At 60.0% G+C, this 22,491-nt stretch carries 20 protein-coding genes; 10 read left to right on the plus strand and 10 right to left on the minus strand.

Annotated elements, in window-relative coordinates:
* Positions 1–138: 138 nt before the first annotated feature.
* On the plus strand, positions 139–999 hold the full coding sequence (locus tag ABQX22_RS02170) for a MurR/RpiR family transcriptional regulator (RefSeq protein ID WP_441005236.1): 861 nt from the start codon (positions 139–141) through the stop codon (positions 997–999).
* A 114-nt stretch (positions 1,000–1,113) separates the two neighbouring features.
* Here ABQX22_RS02170 and ABQX22_RS02175 read toward each other — a convergent pair whose 3' ends face one another.
* The 10 genes from ABQX22_RS02175 to edd all read right to left on the minus strand — a co-directional run bounded on the left by ABQX22_RS02175 (position 1,114) and on the right by edd (position 13,479).
* Positions 1,114–1,989: a D-hexose-6-phosphate mutarotase gene (locus ABQX22_RS02175; protein ID WP_349796025.1), complete on the minus strand. Its 876-nt coding sequence runs from the start codon at positions 1,987–1,989 to the stop codon at positions 1,114–1,116.
* Between the two features lie 257 nt (positions 1,990–2,246).
* The gene (locus tag ABQX22_RS02180) at positions 2,247–3,602 is read right to left on the minus strand and encodes a carbohydrate porin (RefSeq protein ID WP_349796027.1); all 1,356 of its coding nucleotides are present in this window, start codon (positions 3,600–3,602) and stop codon (positions 2,247–2,249) included.
* Positions 3,603–3,730: 128 nt separating this feature from the next.
* On the minus strand, positions 3,731–4,891 hold the full coding sequence (locus ABQX22_RS02185) for an ABC transporter ATP-binding protein (RefSeq protein WP_349796029.1): 1,161 nt from the start codon (positions 4,889–4,891) through the stop codon (positions 3,731–3,733).
* A 2-nt stretch (positions 4,892–4,893) separates the two neighbouring features.
* Positions 4,894–5,739 (minus strand): carbohydrate ABC transporter permease, encoded by an 846-nt coding sequence (locus ABQX22_RS02190; protein ID WP_349796031.1) that lies wholly within the window; start codon positions 5,737–5,739, stop codon positions 4,894–4,896.
* Positions 5,732–6,640, minus strand: a complete 909-nt coding sequence (locus ABQX22_RS02195; protein WP_349796033.1) for a carbohydrate ABC transporter permease — start codon at positions 6,638–6,640, stop codon at positions 5,732–5,734. Before ABQX22_RS02195 ends, ABQX22_RS02190 begins: the two co-directional genes overlap by 8 nt.
* A 147-nt stretch (positions 6,641–6,787) precedes the next feature.
* Positions 6,788–8,074, minus strand: a complete 1,287-nt coding sequence (locus ABQX22_RS02200) for an ABC transporter substrate-binding protein (RefSeq protein ID WP_349796035.1) — start codon at positions 8,072–8,074, stop codon at positions 6,788–6,790.
* 262 nt (positions 8,075–8,336) lie between these two features.
* Positions 8,337–9,800 (minus strand): ATP-binding protein, encoded by a 1,464-nt coding sequence (locus tag ABQX22_RS02205; RefSeq protein ID WP_349796037.1) that lies wholly within the window; start codon positions 9,798–9,800, stop codon positions 8,337–8,339.
* Positions 9,801–9,803: 3 nt separating this feature from the next.
* Positions 9,804–10,541 (minus strand): response regulator transcription factor, encoded by a 738-nt coding sequence (locus ABQX22_RS02210; RefSeq protein ID WP_349796039.1) that lies wholly within the window; start codon positions 10,539–10,541, stop codon positions 9,804–9,806.
* Positions 10,542–10,693: 152 nt separating this feature from the next.
* Positions 10,694–11,656, minus strand: a complete 963-nt coding sequence (locus ABQX22_RS02215; protein WP_349796041.1) for a glucokinase — start codon at positions 11,654–11,656, stop codon at positions 10,694–10,696.
* Complete coding sequence (edd, locus tag ABQX22_RS02220) at positions 11,653–13,479, minus strand: phosphogluconate dehydratase (RefSeq protein ID WP_349796043.1); 1,827 nt, start codon at positions 13,477–13,479, stop codon at positions 11,653–11,655. The genes ABQX22_RS02215 and edd overlap by 4 nt, the downstream gene beginning before the upstream one ends.
* Positions 13,480–13,703: 224 nt before the next feature.
* Between edd and gap the strand changes: the two genes are divergently transcribed.
* The 9 genes from gap (at position 13,704) to gcvH (ending at position 22,481) form a co-directional block, all read left to right on the plus strand.
* The gene (gene gap, locus ABQX22_RS02225) at positions 13,704–14,705 is read left to right on the plus strand and encodes a type I glyceraldehyde-3-phosphate dehydrogenase (protein WP_349796045.1); all 1,002 of its coding nucleotides are present in this window, start codon (positions 13,704–13,706) and stop codon (positions 14,703–14,705) included.
* A 195-nt stretch (positions 14,706–14,900) separates the two neighbouring features.
* Positions 14,901–15,419 (plus strand): RNA polymerase sigma factor, encoded by a 519-nt coding sequence (locus ABQX22_RS02230; protein ID WP_349796047.1) that lies wholly within the window; start codon positions 14,901–14,903, stop codon positions 15,417–15,419.
* Between the two features lie 85 nt (positions 15,420–15,504).
* Positions 15,505–15,774 (plus strand): DUF4880 domain-containing protein, encoded by a 270-nt coding sequence (locus tag ABQX22_RS02235; RefSeq protein WP_349796049.1) that lies wholly within the window; start codon positions 15,505–15,507, stop codon positions 15,772–15,774.
* Between the two features lie 147 nt (positions 15,775–15,921).
* Entirely contained in the window at positions 15,922–18,480 is a 2,559-nt protein-coding gene (locus ABQX22_RS02240; protein WP_349796051.1) for a TonB-dependent hemoglobin/transferrin/lactoferrin family receptor, read from the plus strand.
* Between the two features lie 103 nt (positions 18,481–18,583).
* Entirely contained in the window at positions 18,584–19,192 is a 609-nt protein-coding gene (locus tag ABQX22_RS02245; RefSeq protein ID WP_349796053.1) for a biliverdin-producing heme oxygenase, read from the plus strand.
* A 71-nt stretch (positions 19,193–19,263) separates the two neighbouring features.
* The gene (locus ABQX22_RS02250) at positions 19,264–19,689 is read left to right on the plus strand and encodes a YbaN family protein (RefSeq protein WP_349796055.1); all 426 of its coding nucleotides are present in this window, start codon (positions 19,264–19,266) and stop codon (positions 19,687–19,689) included.
* 86 nt (positions 19,690–19,775) lie between these two features.
* Entirely contained in the window at positions 19,776–20,129 is a 354-nt protein-coding gene (locus ABQX22_RS02255; RefSeq protein WP_349796057.1) for a DUF5064 family protein, read from the plus strand.
* Between the two features lie 176 nt (positions 20,130–20,305).
* Positions 20,306–21,814 carry a sigma-54-dependent transcriptional regulator gene (locus tag ABQX22_RS02260; protein ID WP_349796058.1) on the plus strand — a complete coding sequence of 503 codons (1,509 nt, stop codon included), beginning with the start codon at positions 20,306–20,308 and terminating at the stop codon, positions 21,812–21,814.
* 283 nt (positions 21,815–22,097) lie between these two features.
* A complete protein-coding gene (gene gcvH / locus ABQX22_RS02265; protein WP_349796059.1) occupies positions 22,098–22,481 on the plus strand; it encodes a glycine cleavage system protein GcvH in 384 nt (127 codons plus the stop codon).
* Positions 22,482–22,491 lie beyond the last annotated feature (10 nt).

Raw genomic sequence — 22,491 nt, forward strand, 5'->3', positions numbered from 1 at the left:
CATAACGCACATTCCAGTGGTGATCAACACAGGCCCTCAGTACGATAGGCCACCTTTGCGACAGGCTAAAGGCCCCTTTGAAAAAGGCCCATCAGATTGTCTGCCGCTGCTTTAAGAGGAAGACATTCAATGGACCGCATACGCAATCTTCTGGAGCAGATCCAGAGCCGGCTTGGCGACCTGAACAAGGCCGAGCGCAAAGTCGCCGAGGCCATCCTGCTCAACCCTCAGCAGGCGACCCGCTTCAGTATCGCCGCCCTGGCCCAGGCGGCGAAAGTCAGCGAGCCGACGGTCAACCGATTCTGCCGCTCGTTCGAGGTCAGTGGTTATCCGGAACTCAAGCTGCAATTGGCACAGAGCCTGGCCAGCGGCGCGGCGTATGTCAGCCGGGCCGTGGAAGCCGATGATGATCCCCAGGCCTACACCCAGAAGATTTTCGGCAGCGCCATCGCATCGCTGGACAGCGCGTTGCAGGCGCTGGACCCAATCCTCGTCAGCAAGGCCGTGGACCTGTTGATTCAGGCGCGGCAGATCCACTTCTTCGGCCTCGGTGCTTCGGCGCCGGTGGCGCTGGATGCGCAGCACAAGTTTTTTAGGTTCAATCTGGCCGTCACCGCCCATGCCGACGTGCTGATGCAGCGCATGCTGGCGTCAGTGGCACACACCGGTGAGCTGTTCGTGATCATTTCCTATACCGGCCGCACCCGCGAGCTGGTGGAGGTGGCGCGGATCGCTCGGGAAAACGGTGCTTCGGTGCTGGGGCTGACCGCCGCTGATTCGCCCCTCGCCCGCGCCAGCACCTTGAGCCTGAACATTCCACTGCCCGAGGACACCGACATCTATATGCCGATGACCTCGCGCATCATCCAGCTCACCGTGCTCGATGTGCTGGCTACAGGTATGACCCTGCGCCGTGGCGTCGACTTCCAGCCGCACCTGCGCAAGATCAAGGAAAGCCTGAATGCCAGCCGGTATCCGGTGGATGATGAGCTCAACTGAATACGCTAAACATTGTAGGAGCGCGCTTGCCCGCGATGGCGGCAGATCATCCCATGAGTGTTGATTGACACTACGCAATCGCGGGCAAGCGCGCTCCTACAGACGGTTTCAGGTTCAATGCACCAAATGCGCCTGCAGACTCAAACTGGCCTGCTGCCCCGGCGCCAGGCTGAAACTGTCCGCCGCGGTTGACGCCGCTTCCACCCGCACAAACCCACTGGCTTCTGCGCCACCGACGCCCAGCAGTGGGCGGCTGCCGGGGTGCCAGACCACGGTGCTGGCGCTGTCCCCGGTGTCGATGCTGAGCCGTCGATGCCACGCTTCGTCCTGCAATTCCAGGGTCCCTGGCCGCTCGAACACCCGCTGGCAGCCACCGGCGACGCGCAGTTCGCCTTTCTGCTCACACGGACTTCGGCTCAGCTGGTCATAGCCCTGCGCACCATCCAGACCGTCCACCGCGACATCGGCCACGTCGCTGATGCGCCAGTAGGCGTGCAAGGCATGACTGAACTGACACGGCTGGCTGTCTTCGTGCTGAGTCTCCAGCCGCAACTCCATGCCCTCCCCCAGCTCGGCGTATAAATCGGCCTGCCAGTCCCACAGTTTGAGCCGCCAGTGCAAGGTGACGCCGGCCTCGGTCTCGGCGCTGTCGATCAATTTCCAGTCGAGCAACCGAGCCCAGCCGTCCGCTGGCCAGACCTTCTCGCTCGGATGCCGTCCGACCCAGGGCCAGCACACCGGCACGCCGCCGCGTATGGCGCCAACCTGCGGCCAATGCGCGGCGCACCACAGCCAGGGCTTTTGGTCGTGTGGCTGGAAATGCAGCAGTTGCCCGCCCTGGCGGCTGAACACCGCCTGGCATTGGGGGTGGTCGATGACCAGCACGTCTCGCTGCTGATAACGCTCCCACTGAAACGTCGGCATGGGCCGCGTGGCGGTGAAGAAACGTTGCAGAGGATGCTCAAGCGAGCCTGATTCCCTGATGGCCATTGCTTTCCCGTGTGAGCGATGCGATTCAACCTGTAGGAGCGCACTTGCCCGCGATATCGTTGGTAAGATCAACACATCGCCGTCGCCTGATACACACATCGCGGGCAAGCGCGCTCCTACAGGATCACGCAGGTTTTCCAACAATAAAAAATGTCCTGAAGATCCAGAACCCAACCACAAAAAAAACGGGCAGCCAGGCTGCCCGTAAAGCACACACGACCCTTGATCGTCAGTGAAGCGGAGGAGCGTCCGCTGAATCAGAACTTCGACTGGATCTTGATACCGGCCACCAGAGCGTTTTGAACGTCGTCTACGCCGCCCGGGCTTTTCACGTACTGCAAGTTGGGACGCACGGTCAGCCAGTCGGTGACGTGTACGCCGTAGTAGATTTCCGAGTTGTACTCAGTCTTCTGGATAGGCAGGTAGCCCGGGTTGTCGTAATCGTCGATACCGTTGACGGCGTTGACCAGGCGACGGTTGTCCTGAGCATCGTCGTTGACGTGGATACGGGCGATACCGATACCGATGTCATCCTTCGGACGGGCATTGAACGGACCTTTGTAGACAAAACCGACCTGCTGGTAGTTGTCGACGAAGTTGGTGGCTTTGTCATGCACGGTGGCGTTGGCGAAGATGCTCAAGCCCCGGGAAGTGTCGCCGCCGACGCTGGTCAACTGCTGCTGCGCCACGACCCACCAGCCATGCTTGTTCTTGTGCGACTTGAAGTCACCGCCAGCAGTGGCCTGTGGCTGACCGTTTTCGTTTTCGTAGAGATCGTCGGCACTCGGGCTGCTGACGTAGTAACCCACGCGGTACTCGCCGGCCAGGGCGTTGACGGTTGGCGACCAAACCAACTCAACCGGCACCACAGTGCCTTTCGCGCCGCTGCCGCTGAGCTTGAAGCTGTTGCCGGTTTCCAGGTACGACGGGTTCTGCTCGTACACACCCACCTGGGCGAAGACTTCTGGCGTGATGTTGTACTTCACGCGCAATGCCCACTGGCTGACTGGCCAGTTGTACCAGGTGTTGACGTAGTTACCGACTTGCGAGCCGCAGAACGACAGGTTCTGGAAGTCGCATGGGAAGCTGTTGAAGTCTTCGCCTTCGCCGAATCGGCCGAGTTTGATATCCAGCGCGCCGTCGAAGTATTTCTGCTTGACCCACATCTGCGTCAGACGCCAGGTCTGTCCCCGACCCCAGACTTCCTGGGATGAACTGAGCGTGCCGGCGCGTGGATCACCGATACGGTCGTTGGAGATGTTGTTGCCGCTACGCTCGGTGATCGCCAGTTTGAATTCTGCGTCGTGCCAGCCGAGGATTTTCTGCAGGTCCATTTGTACGCCGAACGCGAACTGGTCGCTGTAGCGGCCTGTCGTGTCGTCGTTGTACCCGCCGTTGAGATTGGAGCCCGCTTCACCCACGTACTCGATAGGGAAGTCAAAACCCTTGTCGTAAAGCTCTTGGCGCAGACCACCCCAGTCACCGGTCATGTGTTCGCTGGCGTGGAACGGCTCCATTGCAAAAGCGGTTCCGGACAACGTCAACGCACTCAACACCGACAACCCACCGATAAGCTGAAATTGCTTAAGCGATTTGCCTTGTACCTTCTTCATCCCTTAAATCCTCGTTTTATTTTTATTAGCTTTAAACAGCGTTGTAACTACTTGCTTCGTGTGACTGACAGGCCATTACGGCAGGGATGCCCCGTCAGCTGTGCCCTTTTCAAGAGTACCTGGTCCGATCAGTTGCGGTTCAGCCGTGTCACGTTGCTGAGCCGTTCAGCAGCTGGAGACTTTCCCAAAGCACCCAGTCGCTCTCCTGTCGTCGCGTCAAACAGCAGAACCTTGCTTGGATCGAACTGCAAGGTCAGTGACTCGCCGACCTGCGGCGCGATGTCCGGTGCCAGACGGCAGCAGACCTTACTATCGTTGAGCATGACGAACACCAGTGTGTCGGGTCCGGTCGGCTCGGTGACTTGCACTTGCGCCCGAATGCTCGGCATGGCACTCGGTTCGCCAGACGCTAGCACGATCTGCTCAGGGCGAAGGCCCAAAATCACCTCACGGTCTTCCAGACCCGCGTCGCTCATGGTCATCGGCAGTTCGCAGCGCGCCTGACCGCTGTCGAGCAGCGCAACCAGGCCGCCATCCTTGCGCTGCAGACGCAGCGGAATGAAGTTCATCGGGGGTGAACCGATAAAGCTCGCCACAAACAGGTTAGCTGGATCGTTGTAGATCTGCTTGGGCGTGCCGAACTGTTGAATGATGCCGTCCTTCATGACCGCCACTTTGTCGCCCAGCGTCATTGCCTCGATCTGATCGTGGGTGACGTAGACCGTGGTGGTTTTCAGCCGCTGATGCATCAGTTTCATTTCGGTCCGCATCTCGACGCGCAACTTGGCATCAAGGTTGGAAAGCGGTTCGTCGAACAGGTAGATCTTGGGTCGCCGCGCCAAGGCACGCCCCATGGCCACCCGCTGCTGCTGGCCGCCGGATAACTGACCGGGCTTGCGGTTGAGCAAGTGTTCGATCTGCAGCAGTTTAGCCACGCGGGCGACTTCTTCGTCGATGGCCGACTGGTTCATCTTGCGGATCTTCAGGCCGAATTCGATGTTCTCACGCACGCTCATGGTCGGGTACAGCGCGTAGGACTGGAACACCATGGCGATGTCACGGTCCTTGGGGCTCATGCCGCTGACGTCCTGATTGTCGATCACAATCTCGCCACCGGTAATGTTTTCCAGGCCCGCAATGCAGTTCATCAACGTCGATTTGCCGCAGCCGGAGGGGCCGACCAGGATCAAGAATTCGCCGTCATTGATCTGCAGTTCGATGTTCTTCAGGGTGTCGGGCAAGCCGGCGCCATAAGTCTTGTTTACGTTGCGTAGTTCAAGCGTTGCCATGATTACCCCTTGACTGCGCCGGCCGTGAGCCCGCGCACGAAATACTTGCCTGCGACGATGTACACCAGCAGGGTCGGCAGACCGGCGATCATCGCGGCAGCCATATCAACGTTGTATTCCTTGGCGCCCGTACTGGTGTTGACCAGATTGTTCAGCGCCACGGTGATGGGTTGCGAATCGCCGCTGGAGAACACCACACCGAACAGGAAGTCGTTCCAGATCTGGGTGAACTGCCAGATCAGGCAGACCATCACAATCGGGGTCGACATCGGCAGAATGATCTTGCGAAAGATCGTGAAAAATCCTGCACCGTCCAGGCGGGCGGCCTTCACCAGCGCATCCGGGATGCTTACATAGTAGTTACGAAAGAACAGCGTGGTGAACGCCAGGCCGTAAACCACATGCACAAACACCAAACCGGTGGTGGTGTTGGCCAGACCCATCTTGCCCAGCGTGAACGAAGCCGGCAACAGCACCGTCTGGAAGGGCAGGAAGCAGCCGAACAGCAACAGGCCGAAGAACATCTGCGAGCCGCGGAAACGCCACATCGACAGCACGTAGCCGTTCAGCGCGCCAATGGCGGTGGAGATCAGCACGGCAGGCACCGTGATCTTGATCGAGTTCCAGAAATAGCCGTCCACGGTAGCCCAGGCCTTGACCCAGCCGATGGCCGTGACCACGGTGGGCCAGCTCAGCAGGTTGCCGCTGCCGATGTCTTCCGGCGTCTTGAAACTGGTCAGCAGCATGACCACCAGTGGCACCAGATACAGCAGGCAGGCGATGATCAATACGGCATGGATCGCGATGCGGCTGAGGGTCAGCGACGGTTTGCCCACAAGACTAGTCATTGCGCTTGGTCCTCAGCTCGGAATACAGGTACGGCACGAGGATGGCGAGGATCGCCCCCAGCATCAGGATCGCACTGGCAGACCCCATGCCCATTTGCCCACGGCTGAAGGTGAACGAGTACATGAACATCGCCGGCAAGTCCGATGAATAGCCCGGCCCGCCTGCCGTCATGGCAGCCACCAGATCGAAACTCTTGATTGCGATGTGCGCCAGAATCATCACGGCACTGAAGAACACCGGACGCAGGCTTGGCAGCACCACTTTCCAATAGATCCTGGGCATGCTCGCGCCATCGATCTGCGCGGCACGGATGATCGATTGATCGACCCCGCGCAGCCCGGCCAGGAACATCGCCATGATGAAACCGGAGGCCTGCCACACAGCGGCAATGACCAGGCAGTAAATCACGCGGTCCGGGTCGATCAGCCAGTCCAGCCGGAACCCTTCCCAGCCCCAGTCGCGAAACAATTTGTCCAGGCCCATGCCCGGGTTGAGCAGCCATTTCCAGGCGGTGCCGGTGACGATCATCGAGAGCGCCATCGGGTACAGATAAATGGTGCGGATAAAACCTTCACGACGAATGCGCTGATCGAGGAACACCGCCAGCATCACGCCGATGACCAAGCTGATTCCGATGAACATGCCGCCGAATACCGCCAGGTTCTTGCTCGCGACCCACCAGCGGTCGTTGTCGAACAGCCGCGCGTACTGTGCCAGCCCGGCCCATTTGTAAGTCGGCAGAAACGTCGAGTTGGTGAACGAGAGTACAAACGTCCACAGGATGTAACCGTAGAAGCCCACCAGGACGATGAACATGCTCGGCGCCAGCACCAGTTTGGGTAGCCAACGCTGCAGTGCATCGAACGGCGAGGCTTTGCTGAACACAGCAACAGAACTCATGGTGAAATCCAGTACAAGAAATGAAGATTACAAAAGCACATCGTGCGGGAGGGAGCTTGCTCGCGAATGCGGCGTGTCAGGCGCAGGTGCATTCCACTGACGTAACGCTTTCGCGAGCAAGCTCACTCCTACAGGTAAAACACGGCGTTACTTGGCGGATTTGATCGCAGCGCCCAGCTTCTTCGCCGCGTCAGCCGGATCGGCTTTCGGGTCGTTGATGTAGTTAGTCACCACATCAAAGAACGCGCCTTGCACTGCGAGCGATGTCGCCATGTTGTGCGCCATGCTTGGTTGCAGGCCGCCGGTCTTGGCGTCCGCCAGGAAGTCGTTGGCGGCAGTCTGGGCACAGGAGTCGAAACCGTACTTGTTCATGTCAGCCAGCATGTCGTTGCGAACGGGGATCGACCCTTTGTTGATGCTGAAGACTTTCTGGAAGTTTTCACCCAGAACGACTTTGGCAATGTCCTGCTGGGCAGCAGCGGTGCCTTTGTCTTTCTGCTTGAACACCGCCAGGGAGTCGATGTTGTAGGTGAACGCCTTCTCGGTGCCAGGGAACGGTACGCACTGGTAGTCCTTGCCGGCGACTTTCTTGGCAGCGGTCCACTCGCTCTTGGCCCAGTCACCCATGATCTGCATGCCGGCCTTGCCATTGATAACCTTGGCTGCTTCCAGGTTCCAGTCCTGGCCTTTGCCGTCCGGATCCATGTAAGTGGCGACTTTCTTGAGCTCGGTCAGCGACTTGACCATCTCGGGGCCGGTCAATGCGCCATTGTCGAGATCAACCAGCGCTTTCTTGTAACCATCAGCGCCCATCACCGAGAGCACGACCGCTTCGAAAACGGTGCTGTCCTGCCAAGGCTGACCGCCATGAGCCAGCGGAATCACGCCCGCGGCCTTGAGCTTGTCGCCTGCGGCGTAGAATTCCTGGAGGGTGGTAGGGGCTTTTTCGATACCGGCTTTCTTGAAGACTTCCGGGTTGATCCACAGCCAGTTCACGCGGTGGATGTTCACCGGCACAGCGACGTAATTGCCGTCGTACTTCACGGTGTCAGAGACTTTCTTGTCCAGCAGGCTGTCCCACTTCTCTTCCTTGGAGACGTCTTTCAGCACGTCGGTATCCAGCAGGCCGGTGGACGCCCACTCCTGGATATCAGGACCTTTGATCTGGGCAACACCGGGCGGGTTGCCGGAGACTGCGCGGCTTTTGAGAACGGTCATGGCGGTCGCACCACCGCCACCGGCGACTGCGCCGTCTTTCCAGACGAAACCGTCTTTTTCGACCTGGGCCTTCAAGACATCGACAGCGGCCTTTTCACCGCCGGACGTCCACCAATGGACCACTTCGACCGTACCTTTGGAGTCGGCAGCAAGAGCGCTAAGAGGAAACAACGAGGCGAGGGAAACGAGTGCGGCGAGACGTGTGATCGAATTCATCTAAATAACCTTTCTTGTTGTTATGCCTGGGCAAGTCTGGCGCTTGCGCTGCGTGGATTCTAACCAACGGGCTAGAGCGGACAGTAACGAAGGGACGCGTGATTGTCACAGCGCGGTGACATTCAAATAACACCACGAACTACCCCCTGCATGACGCTTTGTTGGGGCGAGGCTTGCCCGCGAAGAAAGCGCCACAGCATCTGAAGCTAATATGCTGCTGCAAAAAGCTTCGCGGGCAAGCCTCGCTCCAACGGACAGCGTGTTACTCCAGGCCTCGCGGCAAAAACAACGTCACCCGCATCCCGCCTTCGCGCAGATTCTGCAGCGTCACCTCGCCCCCATGGCTGTGGGCAATATTGCGAGCGATACCCAGCCCGAGTCCGTAGCCCTGCTGATGTTTGCCAGCCAGACGAAAATGCGGCTCGAACACCTGCTCCAGACGCTGCTCAGGCACCCCTGGCCCTTCGTCGACCACATGCAGAATGAACGCTTCGGCGTCGTCTTCCACCTGCAGGTGCGCTTTCTCGCCGTACTTGATGGCGTTGTCGATCAGGTTGCCCATGCACCGCCGCAGCGCCAATGGTTTGCCGGGGAACATCGACATCGCTTTGCCTTGCAACGTGACACGCCCGTCGCCCGCGGGGGACAGGTAGGGTTCGATCAGGCAGTCGAGGGCATGGTTGAGGTCCACCGGCTCGATGTTTTCGTGGATATCGGTGTCTTTCACGCATTGCAGCGCGCCCTTGACCAACAGCTCCAGCTCGTCGAGATCGCGGGTGAATCGGGCCTGGGTCGCCTCGTCTTCCAGCAATTCGACGCGCAGCCGCAAGCGCGTGATCGGCGTGCGCAGGTCGTGGGAAATGGCGCTGAACAGCTGCCCTCGCTCGCTCAAATAACGACTGATCCGCTCGCGCATGGTGTTGAACGCGCGGGTCACTTCGACGACTTCGCTGCCCCCGCCCTCCACCACCGGCTCGACCTCCGCGCCGAGGGACATATCGCGCGCGGACCGTGCCAGGCGCTTGAGCGGGCCGCTTTGCCAGTGCACCAACAGGCCGATGAACAACAGCAAAAAGCTGCTCGTGAGAATGATGAACCACACCTGCTGCGTCGGCAGATCCTGTTCTTCCAGGCTGGTGTACGGCTCGGGCAGCAACGAGGCGATGTACAGCCATTCCCCTGGCGACAGCTGGATCTGCGTCACCAGCACCGGGGGGTTGATCGGCTCCAGGCTCAAGGCGTAATGCGCCCACGAGCGCGGCAACTCGTCGAGCTTCAGGCCGCCGTTGAAGATCCGAAGGTCCTCGGGGCGCACGAACCAGATGGCGATGTCAGGGTCGTTGCCCAGATGCTGACGCAGCACTTCATCGACCGCGGTCAGCACGGCCTCCTTGCGCGGGGTGGGTTCGAGAATCGCCATGTCCAGGGGATGGTCGTTGAGTGAAACGACAAACCGTGTACCACCCATGTTGCGCAGCTGGTCCAGCACCAGCGGGCGATAGGCGACCGGCAACGACCGAAAGTAACTGACGCTGGCCGCCATCGAGTGGGCGAGGCTGCGAGCGCTGGTGATCAGCCCTTCCATCTGCGTGGCGCGCAACTGCGACAGCCAGATCACGCTGGACAGTGCCTGGGCCAGCAACACCGCCAACAGCGTCAGCAGCAACATGCGCCCCAACAGCGAACGCGGCACCGGCAGCGTTCGGCGCGTGTCGATCAGGCTCAACGGTCAGTAGCCGTTGCTGGCTTGCGGCAGCACATTGGCCGCCAGCAGGTAGCCACTGCCTCGCACGGTCCGGATCAGCCGCGGCGCCTTGCCGGTGTCGCGCAGACGCTGGCGCAGACGACTCACCGCCATGTCGACGATGCGCTCCAGCGGCATCAGCTCGCGACCGCGGGTGGCGTTGCCAATGGTGTCGCGATCCAGGATTTGCTGGGGATTGTCGAGGAACAGCTTGAGCAGGGCAAAGTCGGCGCCTGACAAAATCACCTCTTCGCCGTCACGGTGAAACAGCCGGTGGCTGACCATGTCCAGGCGCCATTCGTCAAACGCCAGCACTTCGCCACCGGAGCGTTCCTGACCGAACTGGGCACGCCGCAGCAGCGCCTTGATGCGCGCTTGAAGTTCACGGGGGCTGAAAGGTTTGGCCATGTAATCGTCGGCGCCCAGTTCCAGTCCGATGACCCGGTCGGCCTCGTCAGAGCTGGCGGTGAGCATGATGATCGGAACGTGGGGCTGACGCGGGTGCTGCCGGACCCAGCGGCAAAGGCTGAAGCCGTCTTCGTCGGGCAACATGACATCGAGAATCAGCAGGTCGCTGGGTTCTTCGTTGAACGCCTGGCGAAACTGCGCACCATCGCCGACCGTTCGGACCTGGAAGCCGGACCGGCTCAGGTACGCTTGCAATAACTCACAGATCTCCTGGTCATCATCGACCACCAGAATCGACTTGGTGACAGCGTTCACGTTGATCGTCCTTGTGTGCGTAGTTTGTTTTTATGGGTAACGCGCCAATCTCTGCAGGAGCGAACTTGTTCGCGAAGCGGCCAACTGATACGGCGCGTCTATCGCTTCGCCAGCCAGTTGGCTCTTACAGATTCAAGCATTCACAGTGACCGTCAGGCATTTGCCAGCGCCTGATCCAGCGCCACGCCCGCCCCCGTCAGTCCCGGGTACTCGGCCGTCACCAGCCACACAGGTACGTCATCGAAGTAGTCCTTCATCTGGCCTTTCTCGCTGAAGGCGCGATTAAAGCCGCTCTTCATGAAGAAATCCACAAACCGCGGGATCACACCCCCGGCAATGTACACCCCGCCGCGACCTCCGACGGTCAATACGTTGTTGCCCGCGACCCGGCCAAGGAACACACAAAACTGTTCCAGCACGGCCGCCGCCACTGGATCGCCGTTCAACGCCGCCGAGGTGATGGCGGCGGGCGACTTCAACGTCGGTTCGATCTCGTCCAGCCCACAGCTGACCTTGTACAACAGCAGCAGACCGGCACCGCTCAACACCGTTTCGGCGCTGACGTGTTCGTGATCCGCCATCAGGCGCATCCACAGTAACGCTTCCCGGGCCGTCCCGATCGGCAAATCGACATGCCCGCCCTCGCCCGGGACGGCCGCCCAGTGTTTGGGACCGTTGCGCACCAGCGTCCCGACGCCAAGGCCCGTGCCAGGGCCAATCACGACCTTGGCCCCATTGGGGTCGCCCTTGCCGTGACGGACCGTGAGGTATTCATCGTCACGCAGGCGCGTCATGCCCAAGGCCATCGCCGTAAAGTCGTTGACCATGATCAGCAGGTCGATCTTCAACTGGGCGCAGAACGACGGCCGGTTGATCTTCCAGTGACTGTTGGTGAAGTGGAAATCATCGCCGACCACAGGCCCGGCAACGGCCAGGCAAATCGAGCCGACGTCGCCCGGCTGCAGATCCAGATCTTCCAGATAGATCAGCAGCGCTTTCTCGGGGCTTGCATAGTCGATGGTGGGAAACACCCGGATCGAATGCAGCGCGTCGTCTTCCCAAATGGCAAAACGCGCATTGGTCCCACCGATATCACCCACCATCGCCAATTTCACGTAAGCATCTCCAGATTCGAAGTAAAGGCACTGGCGCCCTTCTCCGCGGAGCTGAAGGCCATGCGCATGAAACCGAACAGTTCGCGACCGCTGCCCACATTGTTGGCCAGCCGTCCGATTGCCGGTTCTCTGGCGGCCAATTCTGCCGATTCGACCAGAACTTGCAACGTCCCTTTTACGCCATCCACCCGAATGAGATCCCCGTCACGCACCAGGGCCAACGGACCGCCATCGGCAGCTTCAGGGCAAACGTGTATCGCCGCCGGAATTTTCCCGGAGGCGCCCGACATGCGGCCGTCGGTAATCAACGCGACCTTGAAGCCACGGTCCTGCAGCACGCCCAGAAACGGCGTCATCTTGTGAAGCTCCGGCATGCCGTTGGAACGAGGCCCCTGAAAACGCATCACCGCGACGAAATCGCACTCCAGTTCGCCTGCCTTGAAGGCGTCCGCCAAGTCCTGCTGGTCTTCGAAAACACGAGCCGGCGCCTCGACGATCTGATGCTCCAGCGCCACGGCCGACACTTTCATCACGCCACGACCGAGGTTGCCCTCCATCACCCGCAAGCCGCCTTCCGCCGAAAACGGGCGGGAGACCGGGCGCAGGATATTCTCGTCCAGGCTTTCCAACGGGCCATCGCGCCAGACCAGTTTGCCGTCCTCCAGAAACGGCTCCTGGGTATAACGACGCAAGCCCGGCCCCATGACGGTGTTGACGTCTTCGTGCATCAGGCCGGCGTCCAGCAGTTCGCGGATCAGGAACGACATGCCGCCCGCTGCCTGGAAATGGTTGATGTCGGCTTTGCCGTTTGGATAGACGTGGGTCAGGGTCGGCACGACTTCAGAAAGATCAGCCATGTCCTGCCAGGTCAGTTGAATGCCGGCCGATTGCGCAATGGCAGGCATGTGCAGCGTGTGGTTCGTCGAGCCGCCCGTCGCGTGCAGCGCAACAATCGAGTTGACCAGCGCACGCTCGTCCACAATCTCACCCAGCGGTATGAACTGACCGCTCTGTTTGGTAAGACGCGTCACCTGGAATGCCGCTTCGCGTGTCAGCGCATCGCGCAACGGCGTGTAGGGATTTACGAAGGAAGCGCCTGGCAAATGCAGACCCATGACTTCCATGAGCAGTTGGTTGGTGTTGGCGGTGCCGTAAAAGGTGCAGGTGCCCGGGCCGTGGTAGGACTTCATTTCCGAATCCAGCAGCTCTTCGCGCGTGGCCTTGCCTTCGGCGTAACGCTGGCGCACGTCCGCTTTTTGCTTGTTGGAGATGCCCGACACCATTGGCCCACCCGGCACGAAAATGATCGGCAAATGGCCAAAGCGCAGCGAACCCATCATCAGGCCGGGCACGATCTTGTCGCAGATTCCCAGCATCAACGCGCCATCGAACATGTTGTGCGACAACGCAACCGCGGTCGCCATGGCAATCACTTCACGGCTGGCCAGGCTCAGTTCCATGCCTGGCTCGCCTTGCGTGACCCCGTCGCACATGGCCGGCACGCCGCCGGCAAACTGGCCGACGGAACCGATCTCACGCAGGGCATTTTTGATCTGTTCAGGGAAGTGCTCATAAGGCTGGTGCGCCGAGAGCATGTCGTTGTAGGAAGAGACGATGGCGATGTTGGCGGCGTTCATCATCCGCAGGCTGTTCTTGTCTTCGGGCCCGCACGCTGCGACGCCATGGGCGAAGTTGGCACATTGCAGCTTGCCGCGCATCGGACCGTCACTCGCAGCGTCTCGAATAAGCTGCAAATACCGCTGACGGGTGTCACGGCTGCGGACGATCAGCCGTTCGGTTACCTCAAGGACGCGGGGATGCATTGTGATGAACTCCAGGCTAGCTGATGTGGTCACCCGTTCAGGCTTCGCAAATTCTCGACGAACAAACCGGGCAGAACGCAACGACTTGATTTTCGGACATTTGTACCGGCGCTACAGGTTTCTATTTGTAGATAAACCAAAATACTGCCACTAAAAGGGCTTGTTTTCTATTTCTATGAGAATAATCTTGTAATTCCAACAACAAATTCAGTGAGGACGGGTGTATGACACTTCGTATCGCAATCAACGGTTTTGGCCGAATCGGCCGTAACGTCCTACGTGCACTTTATACCCAAGGCTACCGCCAGGACCTGCAAGTCGTCGCCATTAATGATCTGGGCGACAGCGAAATCAACGCTCACCTGCTCAAGTACGACACGGTTCATGGTCAGTTCGATGGCACTGTCGATTTCGACAAGGAAGGTTTGACGGTCAATGGCGACCGGATTTCGGTCACCGCCATTCGTAACCCGGCCGAACTGCCCTGGAAGGACCAGAACATCGACGTCGTGTTTGAATGCACCGGTCTGTTCACCGATCGCAATAAAGCCGCTGCCCACATTACCGCCGGCGCGCGCAAAGTAATTATCTCGGCCCCTGCCAAGGGCGCTGACGCGACCGTGGTCTACGGTGTCAACCATGACATGTTGCGTCAATCCCACGAAGTGATCTCCAACGCCTCTTGCACCACCAACTGTTTGGCCCCGGTGGCGCAGGTGCTGCACCGCGAACTGGGCATCGAAAGTGGTTTGATGACTACCATCCACGCCTACACCAACGACCAGAACCTGATCGACGTTTACCACACCGACCCTTACCGGGCGCGCTCCGCCACGCAGTCGATGATCCCGAGTAAAACCGGTGCCGCCGAAGCCGTAGGCCTGGTGTTGCCGGAACTGGCCGGCAAGCTGACCGGCATGGCGGTGCGGGTGCCAGTGATCAACGTTTCGCTGGTTGACCTGACGATTCACCTCAAACGCGAGGCCACGGCGGATGAGGTCAACGCCATCATGAAAGAAGCCAGTCAGCACTCGAAAATCCTGGGCTACAACACCCTGCCGCTGGTTTCCCACGACTTCAACCACAACCCGCTGTCGTCCATTTTCGACGCCAACCACACCAAGGTGTCCGGCAAACTGCTGAAAGTGCTGGCCTGGTATGACAACGAATGGGGATTCTCCAACCGCATGCTGGACAACTGTCTGGCGCTGATGAACGCGGAGTAATTTTTACCCGGTACCGTTTACTCTGTAGGAGCGAACGTGTTCGCGAGGCGTCGAGCTTGAGAAAACGGCGCTCGCCACGTTGGTTCCTGCACGCACATGGCTCCATGCCTCGCAAAACCCCGACACTTACAATTTATTGATCGACCGCCAGTTGATAAGCATTATCATCCGGACCTTTTCTGGCCGGGTGCTCTTGTGAGTCAACTGCCGCTCAACGAGCTGTTCACTGCACAACGCACCGTCCTGCTGCGCACATTGCAGCGCATCGTCGATCACCGCCCCACCGCCGAAGACCTGCTGCACGAGACCTGGCTGCGGGTGAACCGCGTCCTTCAGCAGCGCAGCATCGATCACCTCGAACCCTTCGTTTTCCAGACCGCGCGCAACCTGGCGCTGGACCACCTGCGTGCTCGTCGTACGCGAGCCCGCACGATCGTCGATGACATACCGCCCGCAGAACTTCACCACATCAGCACACCCGCTTCATCGCTGGATGAAGCGGCCCACGCGGCCCGTTTGCTGGAACGTCTGAGCCGCCACATCACGTGCCTGTCCCCGCGGCAGCAGCGCATTTTCAGCCTCAATCGGCTGCATGGCTGCACCTATCTGGAAATAGCCGAGCAACTCGACGTATCGGCAAGCACCGTGCAAAAGGAGCTCAAGCTCATCATGGCCATCTGTATCGGGGTGGCTGCGCGTCTCGATGATTGCTAGCGGATCTGCGTCGCCTTTTTAGGTGGCTGGCGTAGGAAACGTCTCAATTTCCGGAAGTTTTGTCTGGTTCCAGGCGATACACTCATTGCCCGTTCTGGACGAATACACGACCGCCGAGGCCGCAGTGAGCGACAACAGCAATCAAGACTTCCTGGCACTGGCGCACGAGGTGCTGAGTGATCCCGCCATGGATCAGGCATTGACCTGGCTCGTCGAGTCCGAAACCGCCACGCCGGAACAGCGCCAGGCGTTTTTGGCGTGGATCGAGACCGACCCGAAAAACCGCGCTGCGTTCGACAAGGCCAGGGCGGTCTGGGACTCGCCATCAGTGCATGACGCCGCCTCGCTGCTCTGAGCGACGCCCTCCAACGCCCCGCGCCCACCCAAGAAGATTTATTTTTACGCGATAGCCCCTTCTGAATCGTTAAGTCTTAGCCAATGCAATTGATTCCCATCAAAGAACAGTTGCGCTAACACGATCCGCAGAAAAAGAGCGCTATCCATGCCGTCAAGGTTCAAATCCGTCACGCCCGCTTCGTCTCCCTCACGTGTCTGCGCCAAGGACTACCCGACTCACGCCTTGTCTTTTCTGACCGCGTCCATCCTGTCAGCCGGCGTGCTGACCGCGCCTTCGGCGCTCGCCGAATCAGGCGACTCCGACCATCCGCACGCCATCTCGCTGGCACCCACGACGATCAGCGCAACGCGCCAGCCGCGAGACCCCAAGTCCGTGCCCAGCACCGTGAGCGTGCTGGAGCGCAGCGAGCTGGATCGGCAGAACACCAACACCATTCGTGATCTGGTGCGCTACGAACCCGGCGTCTCGGTGGGAGGCGCAGGTCAACGCGCAGGCACCACGGGCTACAACATTCGCGGGATCGATGGGGATCGGGTCCTGACGCAAATCGACGGTGTGGAAACGCCGGCCAGTTTCTTCTTCGGCCCGTTCGCTGAGTCACACCGCAATTACGTCGACCCGGAAATCATCAAGCGTGTCGAAATCCTCCGGGGTCCTGCCTCCTCGCTTTACGGGAGCAGCGCGATTGGCGGTGCCGTCAGCTACTTCACGCTGGACCCGGACGACATCATCAAGGATGGCCAATCGACGGGCGCCAGGCTCAAGACCGGCTACAGCTCTGCGGACCGCAGCTGGCTCAAATCGGCCACCGTTGCAGGGCGCCAGGATGAGCTGGATGCGCTGTTGCATGTGAGCGAACGCAATGGCCGGGAAACCGCCTCGTACGGTGAAAACGCAGGCGCCGGTTTGTCCCGCACCCGGGCCAATCCGGAAGACGTCGATGCCACCAATGTGCTGGCGAAGCTGGGCTGGAATTACGCGGATGATTCAAGAGTCGGGCTCACCTATGAGAAGTACAGCAACGATCGCGATACCGCCCAGCGCAGTGCGGTAGGCGGTCCGTTTGGTGGTGGCGTCGGTCAGGGCATGTACCGATGGCGTGACAGTAACGACCGGATAACCCGGGAACGTTTCGGTCTGGAACACCGCTTCAAGGTGGACAGTCTGTTGGCTGATAACGTGAAGTGGAGCCTCAATCACCAGATCGCCAAGACCGAGCAGAAGACTGACGAGCTCTACAACGTTCCGCCGAGGGGTAGACCAACGTCCGGACCCGGTGCGAAGGGTTCAGCCGCGAATGGACACGGCGCGCCTGCAGGTCGCCCTCATGGAACCGCTGCGAGGCCTGCGGCCAACCATGGCCCGGCTGGCGCCACGGGTGGCCGCCCGGCATCGAGTCATGCCAAAGCGCATTCCGCCGCCGGCGCCCCCGGACGCCTCGTTCATCGGGAACGCGATACGCGCTACAAGGAAAGTCAGTGGGTGCTGGACACGCAACTGGACAAGGCATTTTCCGTTGCCCAGACCGACCATGTGCTGACCTACGGCGCCACGCTCAAGCAGCAAAAGACAACGGGCGAACGTTCCGGCAGCGGCCGTTGCGCGTCGGCCTTCGGCAGTTGCAAAACCGTCGGGGACGACAGCCCCCGTGATCGCCTGAAGCCCGTGAGCGATTTCCCCAACCCCACCGTCACCCGCTACGGGCTGTTTGCCCAGGATGAGGTGCGCTGGAACGACTGGACGTTCACACCCGGCCTTCGTTACGACCACACACGGCTCGATCCGAAAGTCACCCCGAAATTCCTGGCCGGTTTGCCTGCGGCCGGGGCTTCGGCTGGAACAGCTGGCAAGGTCAACGCTGCCGACAAGGTGTGGCACCAGCTCTCCCCGAAACTGGGGGTGACCTATGCATTCAACGACCACTACACCTGGTACGGGCAGTACACCGAAGGTTTCCGCACGCCGACGGCCAAAGCGCTGTACGGGCGCTTCGAGGGGACGCAGGGCTACGTCGTCGAGCCTAATTCGGCGCTCAAACCGGAAAAAAGCCAGAGCTATGAAACCGGCCTGCGCGGGCACTTCGATAAGGGCTGGTTCGAGGTGGCGGTGTTCGAGAACCGATACAAGGATTTCATCAACGATGACGCGCTCAAGCCCGGTTATAACCAGGTGACATTCCACAGCGCCAATATCAAACACGCCATCATCAAGGGGCTTGAACTCAAGGGCCGTCTTGATCTGGACGTCATGGGTGCGCCAGAGGGTCTCTACAGCCTGGGCTCGCTGGCGTACGCCCATGGGCGCAACGATGACACCGGCAAACCCCTTAACAGCATCAATCCACTGACCGGCGTGTTTGGACTGGGGTATGACCAGCGCCACTACGGCGGTTTGCTGAGCTGGACGCTGATGAAGCGCCAGACCCGGGTCGACAGCAGTGCGCTCAAATCGCAAAACCGTGATGCGACCCTGTTCAAAACGCCCGGCGCAGGCTTTCTCGACCTGACCGCCTACTACAACGTCACCGACGACCTGACGGTGAACACCGGCATCTACAACCTCACCGACAAGAAGTACTGGCGCTGGGACGACGTGCGCGGCTACGACCGATTCGGAGAAGCGGCCATCACCAGCCCTGCCAACCTGGACCGTCTGACCCAGCCCGGACGCAACTTCGGCGTCAACGTGGTGTGGAACATCTAGATGACCCATGCGCCGTCGATCCACGTCGGCGCCTTTTTTACTGCGTTTAATCCGCACTCGTACGTCTGGTTAATACGCGAACCTGTTTTTGCAAGGAAAGCCCATGACTCAAGACACTCCCCGCCCTGCCCTTCGTTCGCAGCGCCTGAACCAGATCACCCACGCGCCGCATGCACGCCTGGACAAGGCCGTCAAAGCCAATTCGCCATTTGAGACGCTGGCCAGTTACAGCCGGTTCCTGATCGCTCAATACCTGTTTCAAGACGAACTAAAAGGGCTGTACGCCGACCCTCAGCTTATTCAGATCGTCCCGGACCTGGCAGAGCGCTGCCGTGCCAGTCAGGCCAAGGCCGACCTGGCGGACTTGCAGCTGTCGATACCCGAACCGGTGGCCGGCGAAGTCAAGGACCCGACCGTTGCGGAGGCGCTGGGCTGGCTCTTCGTATCAGAAGGGTCAAAGCTCGGCGCGGCGTTCCTTATCAAGCACGCAGTGGCCCTGAACCTGAGCGACAGCTTCGGCGCCCGACACTTGGGCGAACCTGCCGGAGGACGCTCTGATGGCTGGAAACGCTTCATCCGCATTCTCGACGATTTGCCATTCGGCCCTGAGCAAGAGCAGCAGATAGACGCCGGCGCGGTGGCTGCCTTCGAGCGGTTCAATCAATTGCTGCAATACGCTTACGCCGGCTCAGCCGAGTCTGTTTCTGCCTGAGTGCTTCATGTTGCGCCCGGCGCTGGTAAGCTGGGCGCCTTCCGTGGACAAAACACCGTGGATTGCCTCTCTTGACCCTGTCGTATCCCGAGACCATGACCAGCAAACCACCCGGCAGCAAACTGTCCCGAATCCTCTTTGGCATCCTGGCGTACGTCAGCCTGACCATCGGCATCATCGCGATTTTCATTCCCGGTTTGCCGACCACCGAATTCATCCTGCTCGCGGCCTGGGCGGCCACTCGAAGCTCGCCCCGGTTGAGTGCCTGGCTGGAAAATCACCGCCTTTTCGGTCCGATGCTCTACAACTGGCGCAACGGAAAAATGATCGCTCGCCGGGCCAAGATCAGTGCAACGGTCACCATGCTGTTATGCGCGATCATGATGCTGGTGGTGCTCAACCATAATTGGTGGATCTATTTCGCGGTGAGCGGCATGGTGCTGGTCAACCTGTGGATATGGTCTCGCCCGGAGCCTGCGGTTCAGGCAAACGATTGACCCGAGCATCCCGGCCAGCCATGAACCCCTTGGTCGGCGCAGGGTCTGTCCTTGTACATTCATCACAGATCGCTGGAGCAACACTCATGTTCGAGCCAGGCCATCTTCACCTCGCCCATCCTGCCGTGCAGAAGGATGAGGTGGGTTACGACATCCACATTCGCTACGAGGTCAGCCAGACCGCTGGCTCAAGTGAAGGCATGCATTTCTCCGTCGAGGGCGAAATCGCCGGCAATGCGTTCAGTGACGAATTCGAGCTGCCCAAGGACAAGGCCTACAACTTCGCCAGTGAAGCCTCCCGCATCGCACAGAAACATGGCCTGCCCAAAGAGGTGGACATGCATGCCATGCACGGTCAGTACGATGCCATGTTCGAAGACATTCGCGAAAAGCTGGACATGAAATCAGGGGATCCGGTTAAGCCGGAGCATTTGGAGTAAGCAAACCTGAAGCTTTGTAGGAGCGCGCTTGCCCGCAAAAGGGTTGCGCCCAAAGACACAGCGCTTGCTGAAACACCGCAATGGCGGGCAAGCGCGCTCCTGCAAGTGATACCTGGCGAAAGCCGCGATCGTTTACTGGCATAATCGCCCCTCTCCCCACCTGACCTCCCACCCCCATGCGCATCCACGTCAGTTTCATCGACCGAGTCGGTATCACCCAGGAAGTCTTGGCCATTCTCGGCGGGCGTAATCTGAACCTGGATGCGGTGGAGATGGTGCCACCCAATGTCTACATCGACGCCCCGACCCTCAGCCATGAAGTGCTCGAAGAGCTCAAAGACCGGCTGTTTCGGGTGCGCGGCGTGGAAGCCATCACCGTGGTCGACATCCTCCCGGGGCAACGACGTCACCTGCAACTCGATGCGTTGCTGGCGGCCATGACCGATCCGGTGCTGGCCCTCGACAGCGCGGGTCATGTGTTGTTGGCGAACCCGGCGCTGATAGCCGTATGCGGCCGCGAACCGGCAGGCGAATCGGTTGGGGTGCTGTTTTCCGATCCGGGCCTGCAAACGGCGTTGCTGGAAAACGGCTTCCGCCTGCCATTGCGTGAAGTCACCCTCAACGGAGAAGCGCTGCTACTGGACGCGACTCCGATCACTGACGCAGGTGCGCTGCTCACTCTGTATGTGCCCAGCCGGATTGGCGAACGTTTGTCGGCGCTGCATCACGATCACGCCGAGGGTTTCGACGCGCTTCTGGGTGACTCGATCCCGATACGCACCCTGAAAGCCCGGGCGCAACGGGTGGCCGCACTGGACGCCCCGCTGTTGATCCAGGGCGAAACCGGCACCGGCAAAGAGCTGGTCGCCCGCGCCTGCCATGCCGTCAGCGCCCGCCACAGCGCACCGTTCCTGGCGTTGAACTGTGCGGCGTTGCCAGAGAACCTGGCCGAGAGCGAGCTGTTCGGTTATGCCCCTGGTGCGTTCACCGGCGCTCAACGCGGCGGCAAGCCCGGCCTGATGGAAATGGCGAATCAAGGCACGGTCTTTCTCGATGAAATCGGGGAAATGTCGCCCTACCTGCAAGCCAAACTGCTGCGCTTTCTGAATGACGGCAGCTTCCGCCGCGTCGGTGGCGACAAGGAAGTGAAAGTCAACGTGCGCATCCTCAGCGCCACCCACCGCAATCTGGAGAAGATGGTCAGCGAAGGGACCTTTCGCGAGGACCTCTTCTACCGCCTGAACGTCCTGAATCTGGAAGTGCCGCCCCTGCGCGAACGCGGGCAGGACATCTTGCTGCTGGCGCGTTATTTCATGGAGCAGGCCTGCGCCCAGATTCAGCGGCCCGTTTGCCGCCTTGCACCGGGCACGTACCCCGCGCTGCTGGGCAATCGCTGGCCAGGCAACGTGCGCCAGCTGCAAAACGTGATTTTCCGCGCGGCGGCGATATGCGAACACACACTGGTGGACATCGGCGATCTGGACATCGCCGGGACCTCCGTGGCGCGGCAGAACAATGGCGAGATCGACAGCCTGGAGCAAGCGGTCGATGATTTTGAAAAGTCGTTGCTGGAGAAGCTTTACAGCCACTACCCCTCGACCCGCCAACTGGCCGCGCGGTTGCAAACCTCCCACACCGCTATTGCCCATCGGCTACGCAAGTATGGGATTTCCGGGAAGGGGTAACGCGCCCGCTCCTACAACGTGGAACGATTTCAATCCGCCGTAACGATTCCAATACGGTAACGAGACCGGCGCGGTGGATAAGGCGTCCACGCTGAAAAGATTTTCAGCGCTCAAACATTCCGGAACGATATCGTTACGCCAAGCAAAGGCCAAAAAACCGCAAACGGGCCTAAGCACCCCGCCCTGCACGTTCTCGCAAACATTGGCCGCAAACTTGCTATGCACTTGCCCCATTCGTGCTCGCGCCATTTGACGAGCATAGTGTTCATCCTGGGGAGTTTTCATGAGCGAGTTGCGTTTTACCGAAGATCACGAATGGCTGCGCACCGAAACCGACGGCAGCGTGACTGTCGGCATCACGGCTTTTGCGCAGAACGCGCTGGGTGACGTGGTTTTCGTACAACTCCCTGAGCTGCAGTCCTACGAAAAAGGCGCGGAAGCAGCTACGGTTGAATCGGTCAAAGCCGCCAGCGGCGTGTACATGCCACTCAACGGTGAAGTGGTCGAACTCAACCCCGCCCTGGACAGCAACCCGGAGCTGGTCAACGAAGACCCCATGGGCCAAGGCTGGTTCTTTCGCTTCTTCCCTTCCGATGCAAACGCTGTCGGTCAATTGCTGAATCAGGACGCCTACGACCGCCTGATCAAAGCCACCGCCGAAGCCTGAGGAGTCCGAC

Origin of the sequence: Xanthomonas sp. WHRI 1810A (genome assembly GCF_040202885.1) — a bacterium.
GTDB lineage: Bacteria > Pseudomonadota > Gammaproteobacteria > Pseudomonadales > Pseudomonadaceae > Aquipseudomonas.